Here is a 14,014-nt window from a genome sequence, read left to right as displayed (position 1 = left end):
GCAGATATCCCAACAGGAACTTTCCAGATGGCTGGCGGCGCCCGTGCCTCCAGCATCCCGCTGGTCCGACTGGCGATGCATTTCCGGGCAGTGGCGCATGGCCAACGGCCGGCACCTTGCATCTTCAAGCGACCAGCAGTTGGATCACCTGATGGCGGATTGCCAAGCGCTGTTGGCGCGCTTTCCCGACAATCGCGCCGCATTGCAGGCCTTTCTTGCCTCTGCTCAGGCCGAGAACATCCAGATTGCCGCCCATGATCGCACCGGTAGGCACTTCGTCGCAGGATCGCTGGCGTATTCGGAGAGCCTCTACGATCTCATCGCGTTTCTTGCGGTGGCACGAGGCGCCGCCGACTTCCTGAAGCCGGGCGACCGGGGTGTGGCACTGATCCACGACTATCTCTGGGCCGAGGAAGGTGAGCGGGAGACGGTTGCTGCGATTGCTCTGGCCGGCCCGGGGAAATCCGGATTCATGTCTTCTACAGACCTGGATATCGCCACCGAGTCCTTCGAGGCATTGGTGGAGGCCATGTTGGAAGGCAAGGACGACCCGGACTTTCATCCGCGCAACCAGCTTGATCGGCTCTGACCGACGCCGCGTGGAATCCAGACGAACGACAGCCAGGACCGCAGCATGAGAGGACATCCCGCTTCCCACACGCGCCGTCGAATGCGTCAACTCGTTGCCCTGGGGCTCTGCGCCCTGGCTGGATCCGTCCTGGCCGGAACAACGCATTCGGGACGCACTTGGCTTGTCAGCGGCGCGGAGCTCATCACCCTCCTGCAAGGAAAAGGCACTGACGGATTCTGCGACGACGAACAGTGCCGGAGCCTTTCCAGCGCACGCGCCAGCGCCTACATCCAAGGCGTTGCCGATGCCAGCGGCGGGCAATGGTGCGGACAGGGCAGGATTCTTCCGCATGAGCTGGTCGATCGTGTTTCTTCCCACCTCCGGCAGCTACCCCGCGAGCGAGTACAACAGCAGGATGCGTTTTCCCTGGTTGTCGAAGGGCTGCGGGTGGCATTTCCCTGTCCTCCAGGCAAATGACCCGGCTCTGACCGCGTGTGACGGACTCCACCGCGGAGCCCCCTCCAAGGGAATCCCTGTTCCGCACGAAGCCGGAACTGAGAAAGTGAGGACACGCGTGCGATTGGCGAGTGGAGGATCTCGAGCAGGTCGCGATGCTGTTCGACAAGTATCGCCAGTTCTACGCGCAGCCCGCAGCTCCGTCGTTGGCAAGGAAATTCATGAGTGCGGGCCTGTCGGTGGTACTGGCACACGCATTGGGGCGTTGCGATGCGCACCGCAACGCCTGCCCTTCAACCACGACACGCTGCGCGCCAAAAAACCGGCGTTTGGGTGTCCAGCGTTGCTTTGATATTCTCAGGCATGCCACCTCGCTCCAGCGCGTGACGCTTTCCAATGGCTGAACTGCCATTGCCGGGCCTGGGCGGATTCAGGGTAGTGGAACGGCAGTCAGAGGAGGCTCTGGTGATGACGGATCGCGCGGTAGACACCGGGCGTGGCGCTCTGAAATTCAGAGGCGCTGCTCGCCGCGAGAAGGTGTCCGCCATACTTTCGCTCGCGGGCATCTCCTGCATCTGCCTGGGCTTGGCCTGGACATCCTGTTACCTGTACTTCGGCCGGGCCGAACTATCCATTGTATTTGTCGGCTTGATTGCCGTTGGCATCCTCGCGCTCCTCCGAAGCAAGCGCAGTGACGGTGCGTCGATCCTGATCGTCGCCCATGGAGTGCTGGCAGCTGTCTGTGCGATCGCGGCCATTGATGCGCCCATCGCAGGGGTGCCACGTTCGGTTCACCTGTTCCTTCTGCCATTGGCCGCTGGCGCTGCTTTCACATTCGAAGCGCGCGAACGCTATGGCTCCCAGGTGTTCCCCTTGCTTTGCCTGGCAGTGTTTGCGGCGTTCGCCCTTGGAACACTCGATCGAATTGCGCCAGGCATCTCACCGCCAGTGGAGGTTCGCCACTGGGGCGCACGCTTCAATACAGCGATCTCGATGGTTCTTCTAGCGGCGATCTTCGGCATCTACCGCCTGGATATCGGCAAGCGCCTGCGCCTGGAGCGTGAGCTCGGCCGCGCAGTGCGCAACGGCGAGATTGAAGTCCACTACCAACCTCAGGTGCATGTCCAGTCCGGTGTGATCGGTGTTGAAGCACTGGTTCGCTGGCGGCATCCGTCGGGGGGCATGTTGTCGCCGGACGCATTCATTCCGCTGGCCGAAGAAAGCGCGTTGATCGACGAGATAGGGCTGGAGGTGCTTCGACAGGCCTGCGAGCTGCTCGCGGGATGGTCCGGGCAGCTCCATACGCGCGGCATGCGGGTGGCCGTAAACATCAGCCCGATTCAACTCCTGAGTGAGGCGTTCGTCCCCTCCGTAGCCAAGCTGGTCAACCAAAGCGGAATCAACCCAGCCTTGCTGGAGCTGGAACTCACCGAGTCCGCACTTTCCGCCGATACGGCCGAGATGATCGAGCGCATGCTCGACCTTCAGGCACTGGGCGTGACCTGGGCGCTGGATGATTTCGGCACGGGCTACTCGTCCCTGTCCACGCTGCGGACATTGCCGATTCGCAAGCTGAAGATCGACAGGCAGTTCGTGCAGGAGGTCACCAGCCAGGAGAGTGCGCAACGCCTGCTGGGCAAGATTGTTGAGATCTCCGAGGTCATGGGCATGAGCGCGCTGGCGGAAGGGGTCGAGACGGCGGAGCAACGCGACCTGTTGATCTCACTGGGGTGCGAGTATTTTCAGGGCTATTTCTTCGCGCGACCGATGCCGCTGCCCATGCTGAACGCCTGGATGAAGGAACGTCGCAGTCTGTCCGTATCGCACTGCAGTGGCGAGATTGAGCGGTCACGGACAACGGCCACTGCTACCTCAGCCGCGAGCGAGGAAAACTGCGGCGGCGTGCGTTGACCTGCCGTTGACAGCAACGCGACAGACCGGGCAGGAACAGAAGGCGACTGGGGACCTCATGGACACGGCTGGGGGACGTGATGCCCTTCTTCACTGATTCGGGCGAGGCTGCCGTTCAAGGCCTGGGCGACCGCCCGCCGGATCGGGTGGATGCGCTTCGTGGGTGCCTCGCTGGCCGCACTCCCCATAGCATCGGTGGGCCTTGCGCGCGGTGTGGGCAGGCGGGCGCGCCTACCCGCCATGGAGCCGGCTCGAACAAGCCAACCACACGCGTTGCAGCAGACGAGCCTGCCTCCTCTCATCGTGCATTTCGCAATGACCACTCTTCAGCCAGAAGACCGAAGATCAAAGAATCCCGAATGCCGATATGCGTATGCCATTCAGCGCGCAGATGCCCTTCGCGTGAGAAACCGAGCGCGGTGAGGAGCGCGATCGATGCATGATTTTCCGGATCGGTATCCGCAAATACCCGCCTGTTTCCTTCTTCGAACAGGTGGTCAATCAGCATGCTGACGGCGTTGCGTGCATAGCCGCGTCCTTGGGCGTGGCGCGCCAGCAAGTAGCCAATCTCCATCACGCCTTCACGCTTCCAGCCAGCAGAGACGAATCCGATAGCCTGGTCACTACCGGCCGGAATGATCGCCCAGGATCGCCAGGCCGACTGACCATCGCTGGCAAAGTTCTCGCGGAGCTGATCGATATGATCGAAGGCCGGGCGAGACCACCAGCGCATGATGGAGGGGTCGGCCATCGTGGGAAACAGCGCTTCGGCGTCAGCGGCACGGCGCGGCCGCAGCATCAACCTGCCTGCGCCTGCCTTGTCAGCAGTCAATATCGGTGCACTCTGCGATGACGACATTTCGACCTTCTTCTCACCATGCGAACGACGCGGGACGAGCTTTCCCGGCGCCAGCAACCGCTGACGCCGGCAAGCGTCATCCATGATGCGCCATGATAGCCGCTGAGCAGTGATCGAGCGCGCCACCGCGCGCCCCGCCACGCGAAAGACGGGGAGGCGCCGCGGCCGAGCAGGGCCATGGAAGGTACCGGCCGCGCTGACGGTTTCATGGGATGATGCACCACTGCGTCCAACGTCCCCCACATGCCTACCCTGACTGATCCCAACCTCTTGAACGACATTGCTCGGATCGGTCGTATTGAAGCAGTACCCCGCATCCTCGAAACCGTCGCTCATATCACGCGCTCAAGATTCACCGCCATTGCCCGGGTGACAGAGACAACCTGGACGGCGTGCGCCACCCTGGACACACTGGGGTTCGGGCTTGTGCCGGGTGGGCAACTGGTCCTGGAAACCACCATCTGTGACGAGATCAGGCAGTCATCAACATCCGTGGTGTTCGCTCGGGCCAGTGCGCACCCGCTGTACTCCACGCATCCCACGCCGCGCATCTACGGGCTTGAGAGCTACGCGTCGGTTCCAATTCATCTCGCCGACGGCAGCTTCTTCGGCACCCTGTGCGCGATTGACTCGGTGCCGGGCGAGTTCGATGAAGCCCATGTCCAGCGGTCCATGGAGCTGCTGGCCGACCTTGTCGGCAACTATCTCGACAAGGAAGATCGCCTGCAGGAGGCCGAAAAAGCACTTTCGCATGCACAGCGGGATGCCGACCTGCGCGATCAGTTCATTGCGGTGCTGGGGCATGACCTGCGCAGCCCGCTCCAGGCAATCAGCGTCGCGGCGGAGTCGCTGGAAATGGAGGCGATCTCCGAGCGTCAGCAGCAGATGCTCGTCCACATCGCATCCGGCGTGGCGCGGATGGATGGTCTCATCAACGATGTGCTCGATTTCGCCAGGGGGCGGTTGGGCGGCGGTATTCCGATCGCGCTGCAGGAGTGCCATTCGCTGCAGGCTGACCTTGAACGTGTTGCGCAGGAGGTGGCGATTGCTACCGGTCGCCAGGACATCAGGGTTCAGATGCGTATAGAAGGCAGCGTGGTCTGCGATCCCAGCAGGCTTTCGCAGCTGCTGGCCAATCTGCTGACGAACGCGGCGCAGCACGGTGAGCGCACTTCCCCGGTGACCCTGATGGTTCAGGCCACGTCCAATCGCCTTACGCTGGATGTACACAATGCAGGCTGCATCCCCAGCGAGCGGCTGGACAGCATTTTCAGTCCGTTCTCGCGAGAGAAGGGCGGGCTCCCGAGACCAGGGCTGGGCCTGGGCATCTACATCGCATCGGAAATTGCCAGGTCTCACGGCGGATTGCTCGATGTAGCGTCGAGCGAAAGCGCGGGAACCCGATTCACCTTCCAGATGCAATGCGCGGGTCGCGCCTGAGGGTGGCAGCCAGCGCTTGCAGGGTCGCGCTTGCCCGACTGCTGGCCGCTGACGCCCGCGTCATAGGCGCCACCATCGTCACCGTTCCAATGAGTGCGGTGAAGGCCCAGCAGCTGATAGCGGCCGACAGAAGTCCGCCGACGGTAACGTTGATGTTCTGATCGCGAACTGGGAGGCGCTTCGCCACCGGAAGCCTTCACGGACATGTGGTGAACCCACCCAAGCGGGAGAAGCGATCGTAGTGATTCAGACAAAGATGAGGGAGGAAAGCCGAGCGACCCGGGCCGTTCCCGAATCTGTGAGGAGAGCCAGCGCACGCCGCTTCTGAGAGGGCATCCCCGCCACAGCCTCCATTGCCAGAACTACTTCGAACTCTCTGGCGTTGGCATCAAGCGCTGTCGCCAGAACGCATGAATCGGCCGTCATGCCACTGAGCCAAAGACGTCGAACCCCCAACTTCGCCAGCAGAACAGGCAAGGGGCTGGCGAGGAACGCGGAGTGCTTGGGCTTGAGCACGAAATAGTGGTCCGGCAAGGGCAAGAGCGCTGTGGCGATTCGCGCAGCCAGGCCTCCGTCCTGCCGGCATTGTTCCACTTGCTGGCGGAAATCCCTCTTCCAATCTGAAAAGTTGTCGTTCGCATACACCACGGGCCACTTGCGCGCATCGCACTGGTCCCTCAGGCGCCGAATCTGCCTGGCTGCCCTCTCTGCTATGGGCGCCAGCTCCCTGGCGCCAGGGAAGTCGAAACGGCTGAACATGTCGATGATCAGCAAGGCCGTTGTCGGATCATTTGCCATGGCTCAATCACCTGTCTGCGCGTGCGGGGCTTCGACCGGCTTGGATTGCGGTGAATCTTCCTGGCGCAGGAAAATCGTCAGCACAACCAGTGACAGCACAGCAAGAAATTCGCTCTGCCAGTCCTGCATGGACTCGAACCAGAAAGTGCTGCTGGCCAAGTGCTCGAGAAGCCGAGGCACAGGCAGACCTTGCAACTGCTGCTCGGCCTGCTCAGCTCGCCAGCTTCCCAGTGCACGCAGCGCAAAGCTCAGCAGGAACAACAGCCCGAATGCGATCGCAAGCGAATGGCCAGAGATGACTCTCCATGCACCGCCGCGCCTCACTGGCCAGGGCGTGGCGCCTGGCTCGATGCGATTCTGTTCCTGTTCTGGACTCAAGGGGCGCGATTCGGCCGAACCACGCTGGCGCAGGCTGACCGTCAGCAGGACGTACATCCCCATCTGAAGGAATTCACTCTCCCAGTTCTCGAACTCGGCGCTGACGAAGTGCCCCGTTCCCAGGTAGTGCCAGAGATCGATAGGCACGCGTCCGTGCTCGAGCAGATCCTGGTTGTGCACGTGATGCCCGGCAACTGCCTGCCCAACGATGAACACGAATGCCAGCGCAAGCAGCACCAGCGAGAGACCGTTGCGCTTCCACATGCAACACCTCGTTCAGTCTGTTCCGGAGGCCGTGCGCGAAGCTTGCGCGATCATGGGGCCGTGACCCGTGAATCCGGCGCATCCAGAATGTGAGGTGGACTCAGCGCTTGCCTGTTGGGTCAGGATCAGGACGCTCGTAGTCCTCCGGTACGGCCTTGGGGCCATCGCCGTCGTCGGGCATGTCGTGCTCCTTCCACTTGGCTCGGTCGTTGCGCCGCTTGTCCGCTGTGTGCGCCTTCGACTGATCGTCCACGTCCGTCGTCGGGTTGAAGGGCAGCTTGTCGTTCATGGTCAGCTCCTGCAGAGAGAAAATGAAGCCTGCGCCCGGCTCGGTTAACGCCATGACGCCGCAGAATGAACGCTGCGCACACCGGGATGTCACCGAAGCGGGATGGCGGTCCTGCGATGCTGACCTCCCGAGTTCCTGGAGAAGCACGATGCAGGCATTGACCTATCACGGCCGCAAGGATGTCCGCCTCGAGACTGTGCCGGACCCGGTACTCGCGGCCAAGGACGATCTGATCCTGAGGGTGACCTCCACCGCCATCTGTGGATTGGACCTGCACCTGTATCGCGGCAAGATTCCGGACCTGCACCCTGGCGATGTGCTCGGGCACGAATTCATGGGCGTGGTGGAAGAGGTCGGTAGTGGAGTGACTCAGGTGAAGCCAGGCGATCGTGTGGTGATCCCTTTCGTGATCGCTTGAGGAGAGTTTTTCCATTGCCGCCTGGCCGAGTATGCCGCGTGCGAAACCACCAATCCTGGCAAGGGCGCCGCGTTGAATCAGAAAGGCCTTATGCCGCCGGCAGCACTGTTTGGATACAGCCATCTCTACGGTGGCGTGGCCGGCGGACAGGGCGAATTCGTGCGCGTGCCGCGGGCGAACGTTGGCCCGCAGCGAATCCCGGACGGCTTGGCCGATGAGCAGGTCTTTTTCATGTCCGACATTCTCCCCACCGGCTATCAGGCCGCGCTGAATGCAGGGGTGAAACCGGGCTCGACAGTGGCCATTTTCGGCGCGGGCCCAGTGGGGTTGATGAGCGCGGCGTGCTGCCGGCTGCTGGGTGCCGAGACCATCTTCATGGTCGGCCATCTAGGGTACCGTCTGGACTATGCGCGCCGTGCTTTCGGTGTAACGCCGATCGACTCCAAGGAAATCGAGGATCCGGCTGATTACATCCTTGCGCAGACCAGTGGACGGGGCGCGGACGCGTGTATCGAAGCCGTCGGCTTCGAAGCAGAGGGTAGTGCCCTGGAGTCAGCGCTGACCGCTGTGAAGCTGGAAGGGAGCAGTGGCGTGGCGATCCGGCAATGCATCGCGGCAGCGCGTCGCGGCGGCGTGATCAGTATTCCAGGTGTCTATGCGGGCTTCATTCATGGCTTTCTGCTGGGTGATGCATTCGACAAGGGTCTGACATTCAAGATGGGACAGACCCACGTGCAGGGGCTGATGCCCGAGCTACTGGATGCGATCATGCAAGGGAAGCTGGATCCCGGTGACATCATCTCGCACAGAATGCGCCTGGCCGATGCAGCGCAGGGCTATGCGATGTTTGATAGCAAGGACGGCGACTGTCGCAAGATCGTATTGACGCCATGAGCATGCCGCCATGAGTGCGATCGTCCGTGCTGGAGAACAACGCACGCGGACGAGCGTGTGAGGATTACTGTGCAGGCATTCATGTGACCGCCACACCATCAAGACAGGCATGTGACCGCCTGCCGCCTACGTTCATGGCGTATCTCCATTGCAGGTCTGCCACCCATGCAGGATGTGACGTCATCCTCTTCGTTGTTCAATCGCGCACGCCAGGTGCTGGTACAGCAACCGGCACTGCCTTTGCCCGGTGGCGGCCAGACGCTGCAGCGTTGGCAGGCGCTGGCAGCCTGGGGGGCAGAGGATCTTTGCCTGGCAAAGGTACTGGAGGCCCACTATGACGCCCAAGCGATCGCTGCCGAGTTGAGGGAGCCCACCTTCGCTGAAGACACGCTGCTGGCGGTCTGGGCTGCAGAGGGTCCGGCCAACACCGTTCGCATCGATGCCGGCGGTGGGTTGCGCGGTGACAAACCCTGGTGTTCCGGCAGCGCATGGGTGGATGCGGCACTGGTAACGGTTCGCAACCCGCAGGGGGTGTGGCTATGCCGAGTAGCGGCGGAACACTGGCACACACTGGCGGGCGAGGCATGGCCTGCCGTGGGCATGGCCGCAATCCCTTCCACCACGGTGCGTTTTGATGGCGCACCGATGGTGATCCTGGGGGCGCGCGATGACTACCTGCAGCGCCCGGGCTTCTGGCACGGCGGGGCAGGCATCGCGGCGGTCTGGTTTGGTGCAGCGGCCGCATTGGCCGAGCGCATGCGACCGGCCTGCACCAGGGGAAATCGCGCACGGCTGCTGGGTGAAGTGGATCTCGCCCTGGGCCCGGCTGCCGCGCTGCTTCGCACGCTCGCGGCGCGCATCGACGACGCGCCCGGACTTTCGCATCGCGAGGATGTGGTGCGCCTGCGCTGTGTCATCGAGCGCGCGGCAACGCATGTGCTGGACCTGGCGGGTCGAGCACTTGGGCCTGGCCCGATGTGCATGGAGCACGCGCATGCCCGGCGCTGTGCGGACCTGACCGTGTTCCTTCGCCAGAGCCACGCCGATCGAGATTGGGAATGGCTGGGCGAGCAGCGTGCAACACAGGAGGCAGCATGGGCGCTGTAGCCAGGGCACCCCTGCAAGGGAAAGGAACCCAGGAGCAGGCCTGGCTGCACTGCGACTGGCTCTGGCGGCAACCGACCACATCGGCCACCGCACTCTGCAGCGGGCATGACCGCATGGTGGTGATCGCGCCGCATCCGGATGACGAGATCCTCGGCTGCGGGGGGCTGCTGCATCACGCTGTGGGGCAGGGTATCGACGTCAGTGTCGTTGCCGTGACCGACGGCGAAGCATGCTACCCGGGCGAGCCGTGGTGGACGCCTGCACGCCTGCGATCAGCGCGCCGAGCGGAGCTTGCCGCGGCATTGGGCGAACTCGGCATCCCGATCGGCTCCATTTTCCACCTCGGTATCGCCGACGGCGCGGTCAGCGCGCATGAGCAGGGGCTGGAAGGTTGGCTGCAGCAGTATCTGCAACCGCGCGACCTGGTCCTGGCACCATGGCGGTTTGATGGCCACCCGGATCACGAAGCCGCAGGGCGCGCTGCATGCCGCGCCGCGCGGGCGGTCGGTTGCCACCGGCTGGAGTATCCGGTGTGGGGCTGGCATTGGCTTGACCCTGCCTGCGCACATATGGCGTGGGAGGTTCCGAAGCTGGTCGACATTTCAACAGCGGCGTCCGCAAAGCGAAACGCGATTGCGCATTTCCGGACGCAGACGGGCGACGTGGCGGGCCTGAACAGCCCGCCGGTGCTGCCCGCGAATGTACTCGCCCGATTCTTCCGAAACTACGAGGTATTCCTGGCATGAGCGCGCAACCATACTTCGATCGCCTGCATGAGCAGGAGGATCCGTTCGGCTACCGCAGCCGGTGGTATGAAGAGCGCAAGCGTGCGCTGCTGCTGGCAAGCCTCAGCCAACGCCAGTTCACTCGCGGCTGGGAACTGGGGTGTTCCAACGGCATACTGACCGAGGCGCTGGCGGCACGCTGCGAACGCCTGCTGGCGACTGATATCAGTCCACGCGCTGCGTTCCGTGCCCGCCGCAACCTCGCTCACCTGCCGCATGTGCAGATTCACTGCGCGAGCCATCCGGAGCAGTGGCCACCAGGTCGTTTCGATCTGATCGTGTGCGGGGAGATGGGCTACTACCTCGGTTCACGAGCACTGCACGATCTTCGCGCCGGCATCGATGAAGCACTTCGCGATGACGGGCTGCTGGTGGCCTGCCATTGGTTGCCTTCGTTCCCCGGGCGCGCGAGCCGGACCGACGTCGTGCATCGCTGTTTGGGCGAAGGGCTGCAGGAAGCGTTCCACTACCGTGATGCAGACTTCGTACTACAGGGTTGGACGCGGAGTGCGTTATCGTTGGCTCGGAATGAGGGCTTGCGGTGATAGGCGTCCTGATCCCCGCCCACAATGAGGCGGACAGTATCGTGCGGTGCCTGCAATCCATCCGGGTGGCGGCCCAGCACCCTGGCCTGGGTGGTGAAGCGGTGGAGGTGGTGGTGGCGCTGGACGCATGCTCGGACGCAACGGGCGCCATCTGCCATCAGCTCCGTGTCTGCTGCGTACAACTCGATGCGCGTTGCGTCGGTGTCGCCCGGGCCGCAGCCGCGGCTGAACTGCTGGGACGGGGTGCCAGGTGGCTGGCAAGCACGGACGCTGATAGCGAGGTGCCTCCCGATTGGTTGGCCGCACAGGTTCAGGGCAGGTCTGATGCCTTCTGCGGACTGGTGGACATAGCCACGACCAGCCAGGGTGAACGGCGCTTGCGAACGGTATTCCAGTCACGACAGCAGTGGGGCGACGATCATGGGCGCATCCACGGTGCCAACCTCGGCGTCTCTGCCCATTTCTATCGGGTCGCTGGCGGCTTTGCTCCCCTGAGCTGTAGCGAAGACGTTGCGTTTGTAAGAGCGTTGCAGCGTTGCGGTGCGGTGGTGCGATGGGCCCGCGATCCCGTTGTAATGACCAGTGCCCGTCTGCAGGGGCGCGCCACAGGCGGATTCTCCGCCTATCTGGCGGCGCTGGGAGGAGCGCGCTACGCCGCGGAAGTGTCGGCCTTGAACACCTGAGGATCGGCCGCCTCGCCGCGCACGTGCTGCGTGTTATCGGAGCGTGCGGGTGACGAGCCAGCCTACCTCCGGGAAGCGATGATGGAGGAGCAGGAAGTTTCCCGTGCCAGAAGGACCGAATGTGCCCCTTCGTGCGATCTCCTACGCAGATGAGGCGATATCGGGGCATTCCATGGACCATGTAGATGACCTCGCCAGGACCGCCACCCGCATCAACTTTGAAGCCGGCGCTACGGGCGTGCTTCTGTATGACCGGCTCCTTTTCCTCCGGTACACCAAGGGACCGGGAGACAGCATCAACGTGGTGTACGTGCCCGCAACCATCGCGAGCTGATTGAGCTGGGGCGGGGCGGGGGTTTCCGGCCGCTTCTTTCCCTATTGATCGATGCAGCTGCTATGGGTCGATCCCTCCGAGATCCGCAGCGTAGCGCGCGGCAACTGGAATGGACTTTTCCGCGTCGGCGCGCTGCGCCGGCCGGGCCAGGTGGCGCCCCCCCCACTGAGTTGACCCCGATGGCAATCAATGCGCGAGCGGTTGCGCGCAGGCATCTCCCAGGACGCGCTGAACCGTGTCCTGCAACTCACCGACGTGGAACGGTTTCGCCACGAAGGCGGCGCGACGGTGACGCTGAGGCACCAACTGGTCGTAGACCGCAGAAACGAACAGGAACGGGATGCCGAGTTCCGTCAGGCGGTCGGCCACTGGAAAGACTACGCCGTCGCGTAGCTCGACATCGAGCACGGCGCCATCGAATCGCTGGTTCTCCAGCAGCCCCAGAGCATCGAATACGCTGTAGGCATGTGTCACCTGGTCGCCTGCGTCCTCGAGCGCCTGTTCCATGAGCGCAGCCAGGTCAAGCTGGTCTTCCACCAGCAGCAGCTTGCATCTGCGCTGGCTGATTCCCGATTGCATGCGTGCACGCCTGTTTTGTTTTGGGAACTGAATTCTGGGCGGTTCTAGATCAACGTCATGCGTGTGCATTGTCAGGCCGGCGCGAAGCCCCTGCGAGCGCGTCGCCCACCGGGTGGAGGGTGGGTGGAAGACGGTCTGGATTCGTTGACGGCGTCTTGGCACGCGCTGTGGATACTGCCGCCGTCCCCTGCATCGGAGCTTCTGTCATGCCGCTAAGCGAAACCGATTCTGCCGCTCCAAGCGTGCTGCGTGTCGAGTGCATGCCGCTCGACTGCGGCGGTGCCGCCATCGTTGTGGAACTGGACCGCCCGCCTGAACGGGCCTGGATGAAGTCAATGAAGCGGGCACTGCTGGCCGACGACGCGATGGAAGGCGCACAGGCCAAGTTTGATGGGCGCTTCGTCTATGTCGTGGGCTTCGACGGTGGCGGGCATCGTGCTCAACATCGGGTACTGCAGGCCGTGATGGCGGCGGAGAGTGCGTACGCCTCGAACGCCAAGCGCCCGCGGCCTGCAGCCGACGCGGGCATGTCCAACGCCTTGGCAAGCTGAGAGCGTCCCGGGTCCGGCCCGGACCGCCAATGCAATCGCCGCATCACCGCTGCGTGCAGCCTCTACCTTTGGGGGGCTCACACCGGCCGGCAGGGCGGTGATTGCCAGCGGCCCACCAGGGTCTCCCGCGGCATGTCGCCCCGCACCGGAGATGGGAATTGCGGACCGGAACAACGCTCTGATCGAGCGCCTGCTCAAGTGGCTGCAGGACGCCTACGCCATGGAGCAGAACGCGGAGACCATGATGAAGGCCATGGCTTCGCGGATCGAAAACTATCCCCACGTCACCGAAAGGATCGGCCAGCACGTCCAGGAGATACAGGGGCAGGCGGCCTCGCTGCGCGAGTTCATTGAAGCGTTTGGCGGAAGCGTGCCGACCGCCAATGGGCTCTAGGCGAGCCTGACTGCGACCTTGCATGCGGCCGGCACCCGTCTGATGGAAGACGAGCCGGTCAAGAGCGTGGGCCTCTCGTTCGGATTCGAAAACGCAGCCTGAAGGACTTGCCGAGCTGGAGGATATGCGGCTGCTGGGCTAGAACAGCACCAGCCATACCGAGCGGATCCTGTATGGCGGCGGGCCGGCGCCGGTCAATTCCAGCGGGGTGCCGTGGACCGCCGCCTACATCGACTCGATCGGGAGCCTACCGCCGATCTGCGCTCGGACATGGCGGCCGAGGCGCGCGCCACGGGGGTGTATGAGCGGCTGATCAACGTCACCGACGACCCCGGCATCAAGGACGCGCTGCGCTTCCTGATGACGCGCGAGATCGCGCACATGAAGTCATTCGGGAAGGCGCTGCACCGCATCCAACCGATGTTCCCGCCGGGCGGCATCGCGCACAGGGCCCTTGTCGATGCTGTCGATCACGTCCTTGCCTTCTTCTACCAGTCCTTCCATCGCCGCGCACTTGATGCGCTTCAGACGGATGCCGAGAACCTCCACCACCTGGTCGATGCGCTCGATCCGGCCCTGGGTTTCTTCCAGGTACGTTTCAAACGCTGTGGCCAGATCCGGATTTTCGGCCGCACGGGCCAGGCGCGGGAGGGCCTTGGTCAGCTGCTTTTCGGCGCTGTAGATATCCGAGAGTTCGTGGATGAACAAGTCTTCCGCTGTCTTGATAGCCATGCTGGGCGCCGCTGTGACTGGAGCGC

Annotated in this window: 16 protein-coding genes and 3 pseudogenes; 13 read left to right on the top strand and 6 right to left on the bottom strand. The window is 63.3% G+C overall.

The features are described 5' to 3' along the window. Positions 1-97: 97 nt before the first annotated feature. The 4 genes from QZ853_RS15970 to QZ853_RS15955 all read left to right on the top strand — a co-directional run bounded on the left by QZ853_RS15970 (position 98) and on the right by QZ853_RS15955 (position 2,938). A complete protein-coding gene (locus QZ853_RS15970) occupies positions 98-589 on the top strand; it encodes a hypothetical protein (protein WP_295575220.1) in 492 nt (163 codons plus the stop codon). A gap of 81 nt (positions 590-670) precedes the next feature. Then, positions 671-1,048, top strand: coding sequence for a Rap1a/Tai family immunity protein (locus tag QZ853_RS15965; protein ID WP_295575217.1), 378 nt, complete (start codon positions 671-673; stop codon positions 1,046-1,048). A gap of 134 nt (positions 1,049-1,182) precedes the next feature. Continuing rightward, on the top strand, positions 1,183-1,431 hold the full coding sequence (locus tag QZ853_RS15960; protein ID WP_295575214.1) for a hypothetical protein: 249 nt from the start codon (positions 1,183-1,185) through the stop codon (positions 1,429-1,431). After that, positions 1,424-2,938 carry an EAL domain-containing protein gene (locus QZ853_RS15955; protein ID WP_295575212.1) on the top strand — a complete coding sequence of 505 codons (1,515 nt, stop codon included), beginning with the start codon at positions 1,424-1,426 and terminating at the stop codon, positions 2,936-2,938. The genes QZ853_RS15960 and QZ853_RS15955 overlap by 8 nt, the downstream gene beginning before the upstream one ends. Before the next feature lie 298 nt (positions 2,939-3,236). Here the strand turns inward: QZ853_RS15955 and QZ853_RS15950 are convergent, their stop codons facing one another. After that, positions 3,237-3,923: a GNAT family protein gene (locus QZ853_RS15950; protein ID WP_295575210.1), complete on the bottom strand. Its 687-nt coding sequence runs from the start codon at positions 3,921-3,923 to the stop codon at positions 3,237-3,239. Positions 3,924-4,040: 117 nt separating this feature from the next. Between QZ853_RS15950 and QZ853_RS15945 the strand changes: the two genes are divergently transcribed. Next, positions 4,041-5,237, top strand: a complete 1,197-nt coding sequence (locus QZ853_RS15945) for a GAF domain-containing sensor histidine kinase (RefSeq protein ID WP_295575208.1) — start codon at positions 4,041-4,043, stop codon at positions 5,235-5,237. Positions 5,238-5,483: 246 nt separating this feature from the next. On the opposite strand, the gene QZ853_RS15940 is transcribed toward QZ853_RS15945, so the two are convergent. From QZ853_RS15940 to QZ853_RS15930, 3 genes are all read right to left on the bottom strand, one after another. Continuing rightward, on the bottom strand, positions 5,484-6,035 hold the full coding sequence (locus tag QZ853_RS15940; RefSeq protein ID WP_295575206.1) for an isochorismatase family cysteine hydrolase: 552 nt from the start codon (positions 6,033-6,035) through the stop codon (positions 5,484-5,486). Between the two features lie 3 nt (positions 6,036-6,038). Then, positions 6,039-6,677 carry a DUF6766 family protein gene (locus QZ853_RS15935; protein ID WP_295575204.1) on the bottom strand — a complete coding sequence of 213 codons (639 nt, stop codon included), beginning with the start codon at positions 6,675-6,677 and terminating at the stop codon, positions 6,039-6,041. Between the two features lie 100 nt (positions 6,678-6,777). Then, positions 6,778-6,966, bottom strand: a complete 189-nt coding sequence (locus QZ853_RS15930) for a hypothetical protein (RefSeq protein ID WP_295575202.1) — start codon at positions 6,964-6,966, stop codon at positions 6,778-6,780. Positions 6,967-7,114: 148 nt separating this feature from the next. On the opposite strand from QZ853_RS15930, the pseudogene QZ853_RS15925 reads away from it, so the two are divergent. The 5 genes and pseudogenes from QZ853_RS15925 to QZ853_RS15905 all read left to right on the top strand — a co-directional run bounded on the left by QZ853_RS15925 (position 7,115) and on the right by QZ853_RS15905 (position 11,398). Further along, positions 7,115-8,278: pseudogene (locus QZ853_RS15925) on the top strand (zinc-dependent alcohol dehydrogenase). 165 nt (positions 8,279-8,443) lie between these two features. Then, positions 8,444-9,385 (top strand): acyl-CoA dehydrogenase, encoded by a 942-nt coding sequence (locus tag QZ853_RS15920; protein WP_295575200.1) that lies wholly within the window; start codon positions 8,444-8,446, stop codon positions 9,383-9,385. Further along, positions 9,373-10,131: a PIG-L family deacetylase gene (locus QZ853_RS15915; RefSeq protein ID WP_295575198.1), complete on the top strand. Its 759-nt coding sequence runs from the start codon at positions 9,373-9,375 to the stop codon at positions 10,129-10,131. Before QZ853_RS15920 ends, QZ853_RS15915 begins: the two co-directional genes overlap by 13 nt. Further along, on the top strand, positions 10,128-10,715 hold the full coding sequence (locus tag QZ853_RS15910; protein ID WP_295575196.1) for an SAM-dependent methyltransferase: 588 nt from the start codon (positions 10,128-10,130) through the stop codon (positions 10,713-10,715). Before QZ853_RS15915 ends, QZ853_RS15910 begins: the two co-directional genes overlap by 4 nt. Beyond that, complete coding sequence (locus tag QZ853_RS15905) at positions 10,712-11,398, top strand: glycosyltransferase (protein ID WP_295575193.1); 687 nt, start codon at positions 10,712-10,714, stop codon at positions 11,396-11,398. Before QZ853_RS15910 ends, QZ853_RS15905 begins: the two co-directional genes overlap by 4 nt. 520 nt (positions 11,399-11,918) lie before the next feature. Here QZ853_RS15905 and QZ853_RS15900 read toward each other — a convergent pair. Continuing rightward, positions 11,919-12,311, bottom strand: a complete 393-nt coding sequence (locus QZ853_RS15900; protein WP_295575191.1) for a response regulator — start codon at positions 12,309-12,311, stop codon at positions 11,919-11,921. A 206-nt stretch (positions 12,312-12,517) separates the two neighbouring features. Here QZ853_RS15900 and QZ853_RS15895 point away from each other — a divergent pair, with 206 nt between their 5' ends. The 3 genes and pseudogenes from QZ853_RS15895 to QZ853_RS15885 all read left to right on the top strand — a co-directional run. Next, complete coding sequence (locus QZ853_RS15895; protein WP_295575189.1) at positions 12,518-12,862, top strand: hypothetical protein; 345 nt, start codon at positions 12,518-12,520, stop codon at positions 12,860-12,862. 151 nt (positions 12,863-13,013) lie between these two features. Further along, positions 13,014-13,256: a DUF892 family protein gene (locus tag QZ853_RS15890; protein ID WP_295575187.1), complete on the top strand. Its 243-nt coding sequence runs from the start codon at positions 13,014-13,016 to the stop codon at positions 13,254-13,256. Between the two features lie 100 nt (positions 13,257-13,356). Then, positions 13,357-13,697: pseudogene (locus tag QZ853_RS15885) on the top strand (manganese catalase family protein); the annotation flags it as partial. On the opposite strand, the pseudogene QZ853_RS15880 reads toward QZ853_RS15885, so the two are convergent. Further along, positions 13,689-13,988 (bottom strand): annotated as a pseudogene (locus QZ853_RS15880) (DUF892 family protein); the annotation flags it as partial. The pseudogenes QZ853_RS15885 and QZ853_RS15880 overlap by 9 nt on opposite strands. Between the last annotated feature and the right edge of the window lie 26 nt (positions 13,989-14,014).

This window comes from uncultured Stenotrophomonas sp. (assembly GCF_913778665.1).
Taxonomy (GTDB): domain Bacteria; phylum Pseudomonadota; class Gammaproteobacteria; order Xanthomonadales; family Xanthomonadaceae; genus Stenotrophomonas.
The sequence above is the reverse complement of the archived record's forward strand: the minus strand, read 5'-3'. Positions and strand labels throughout refer to the sequence as shown.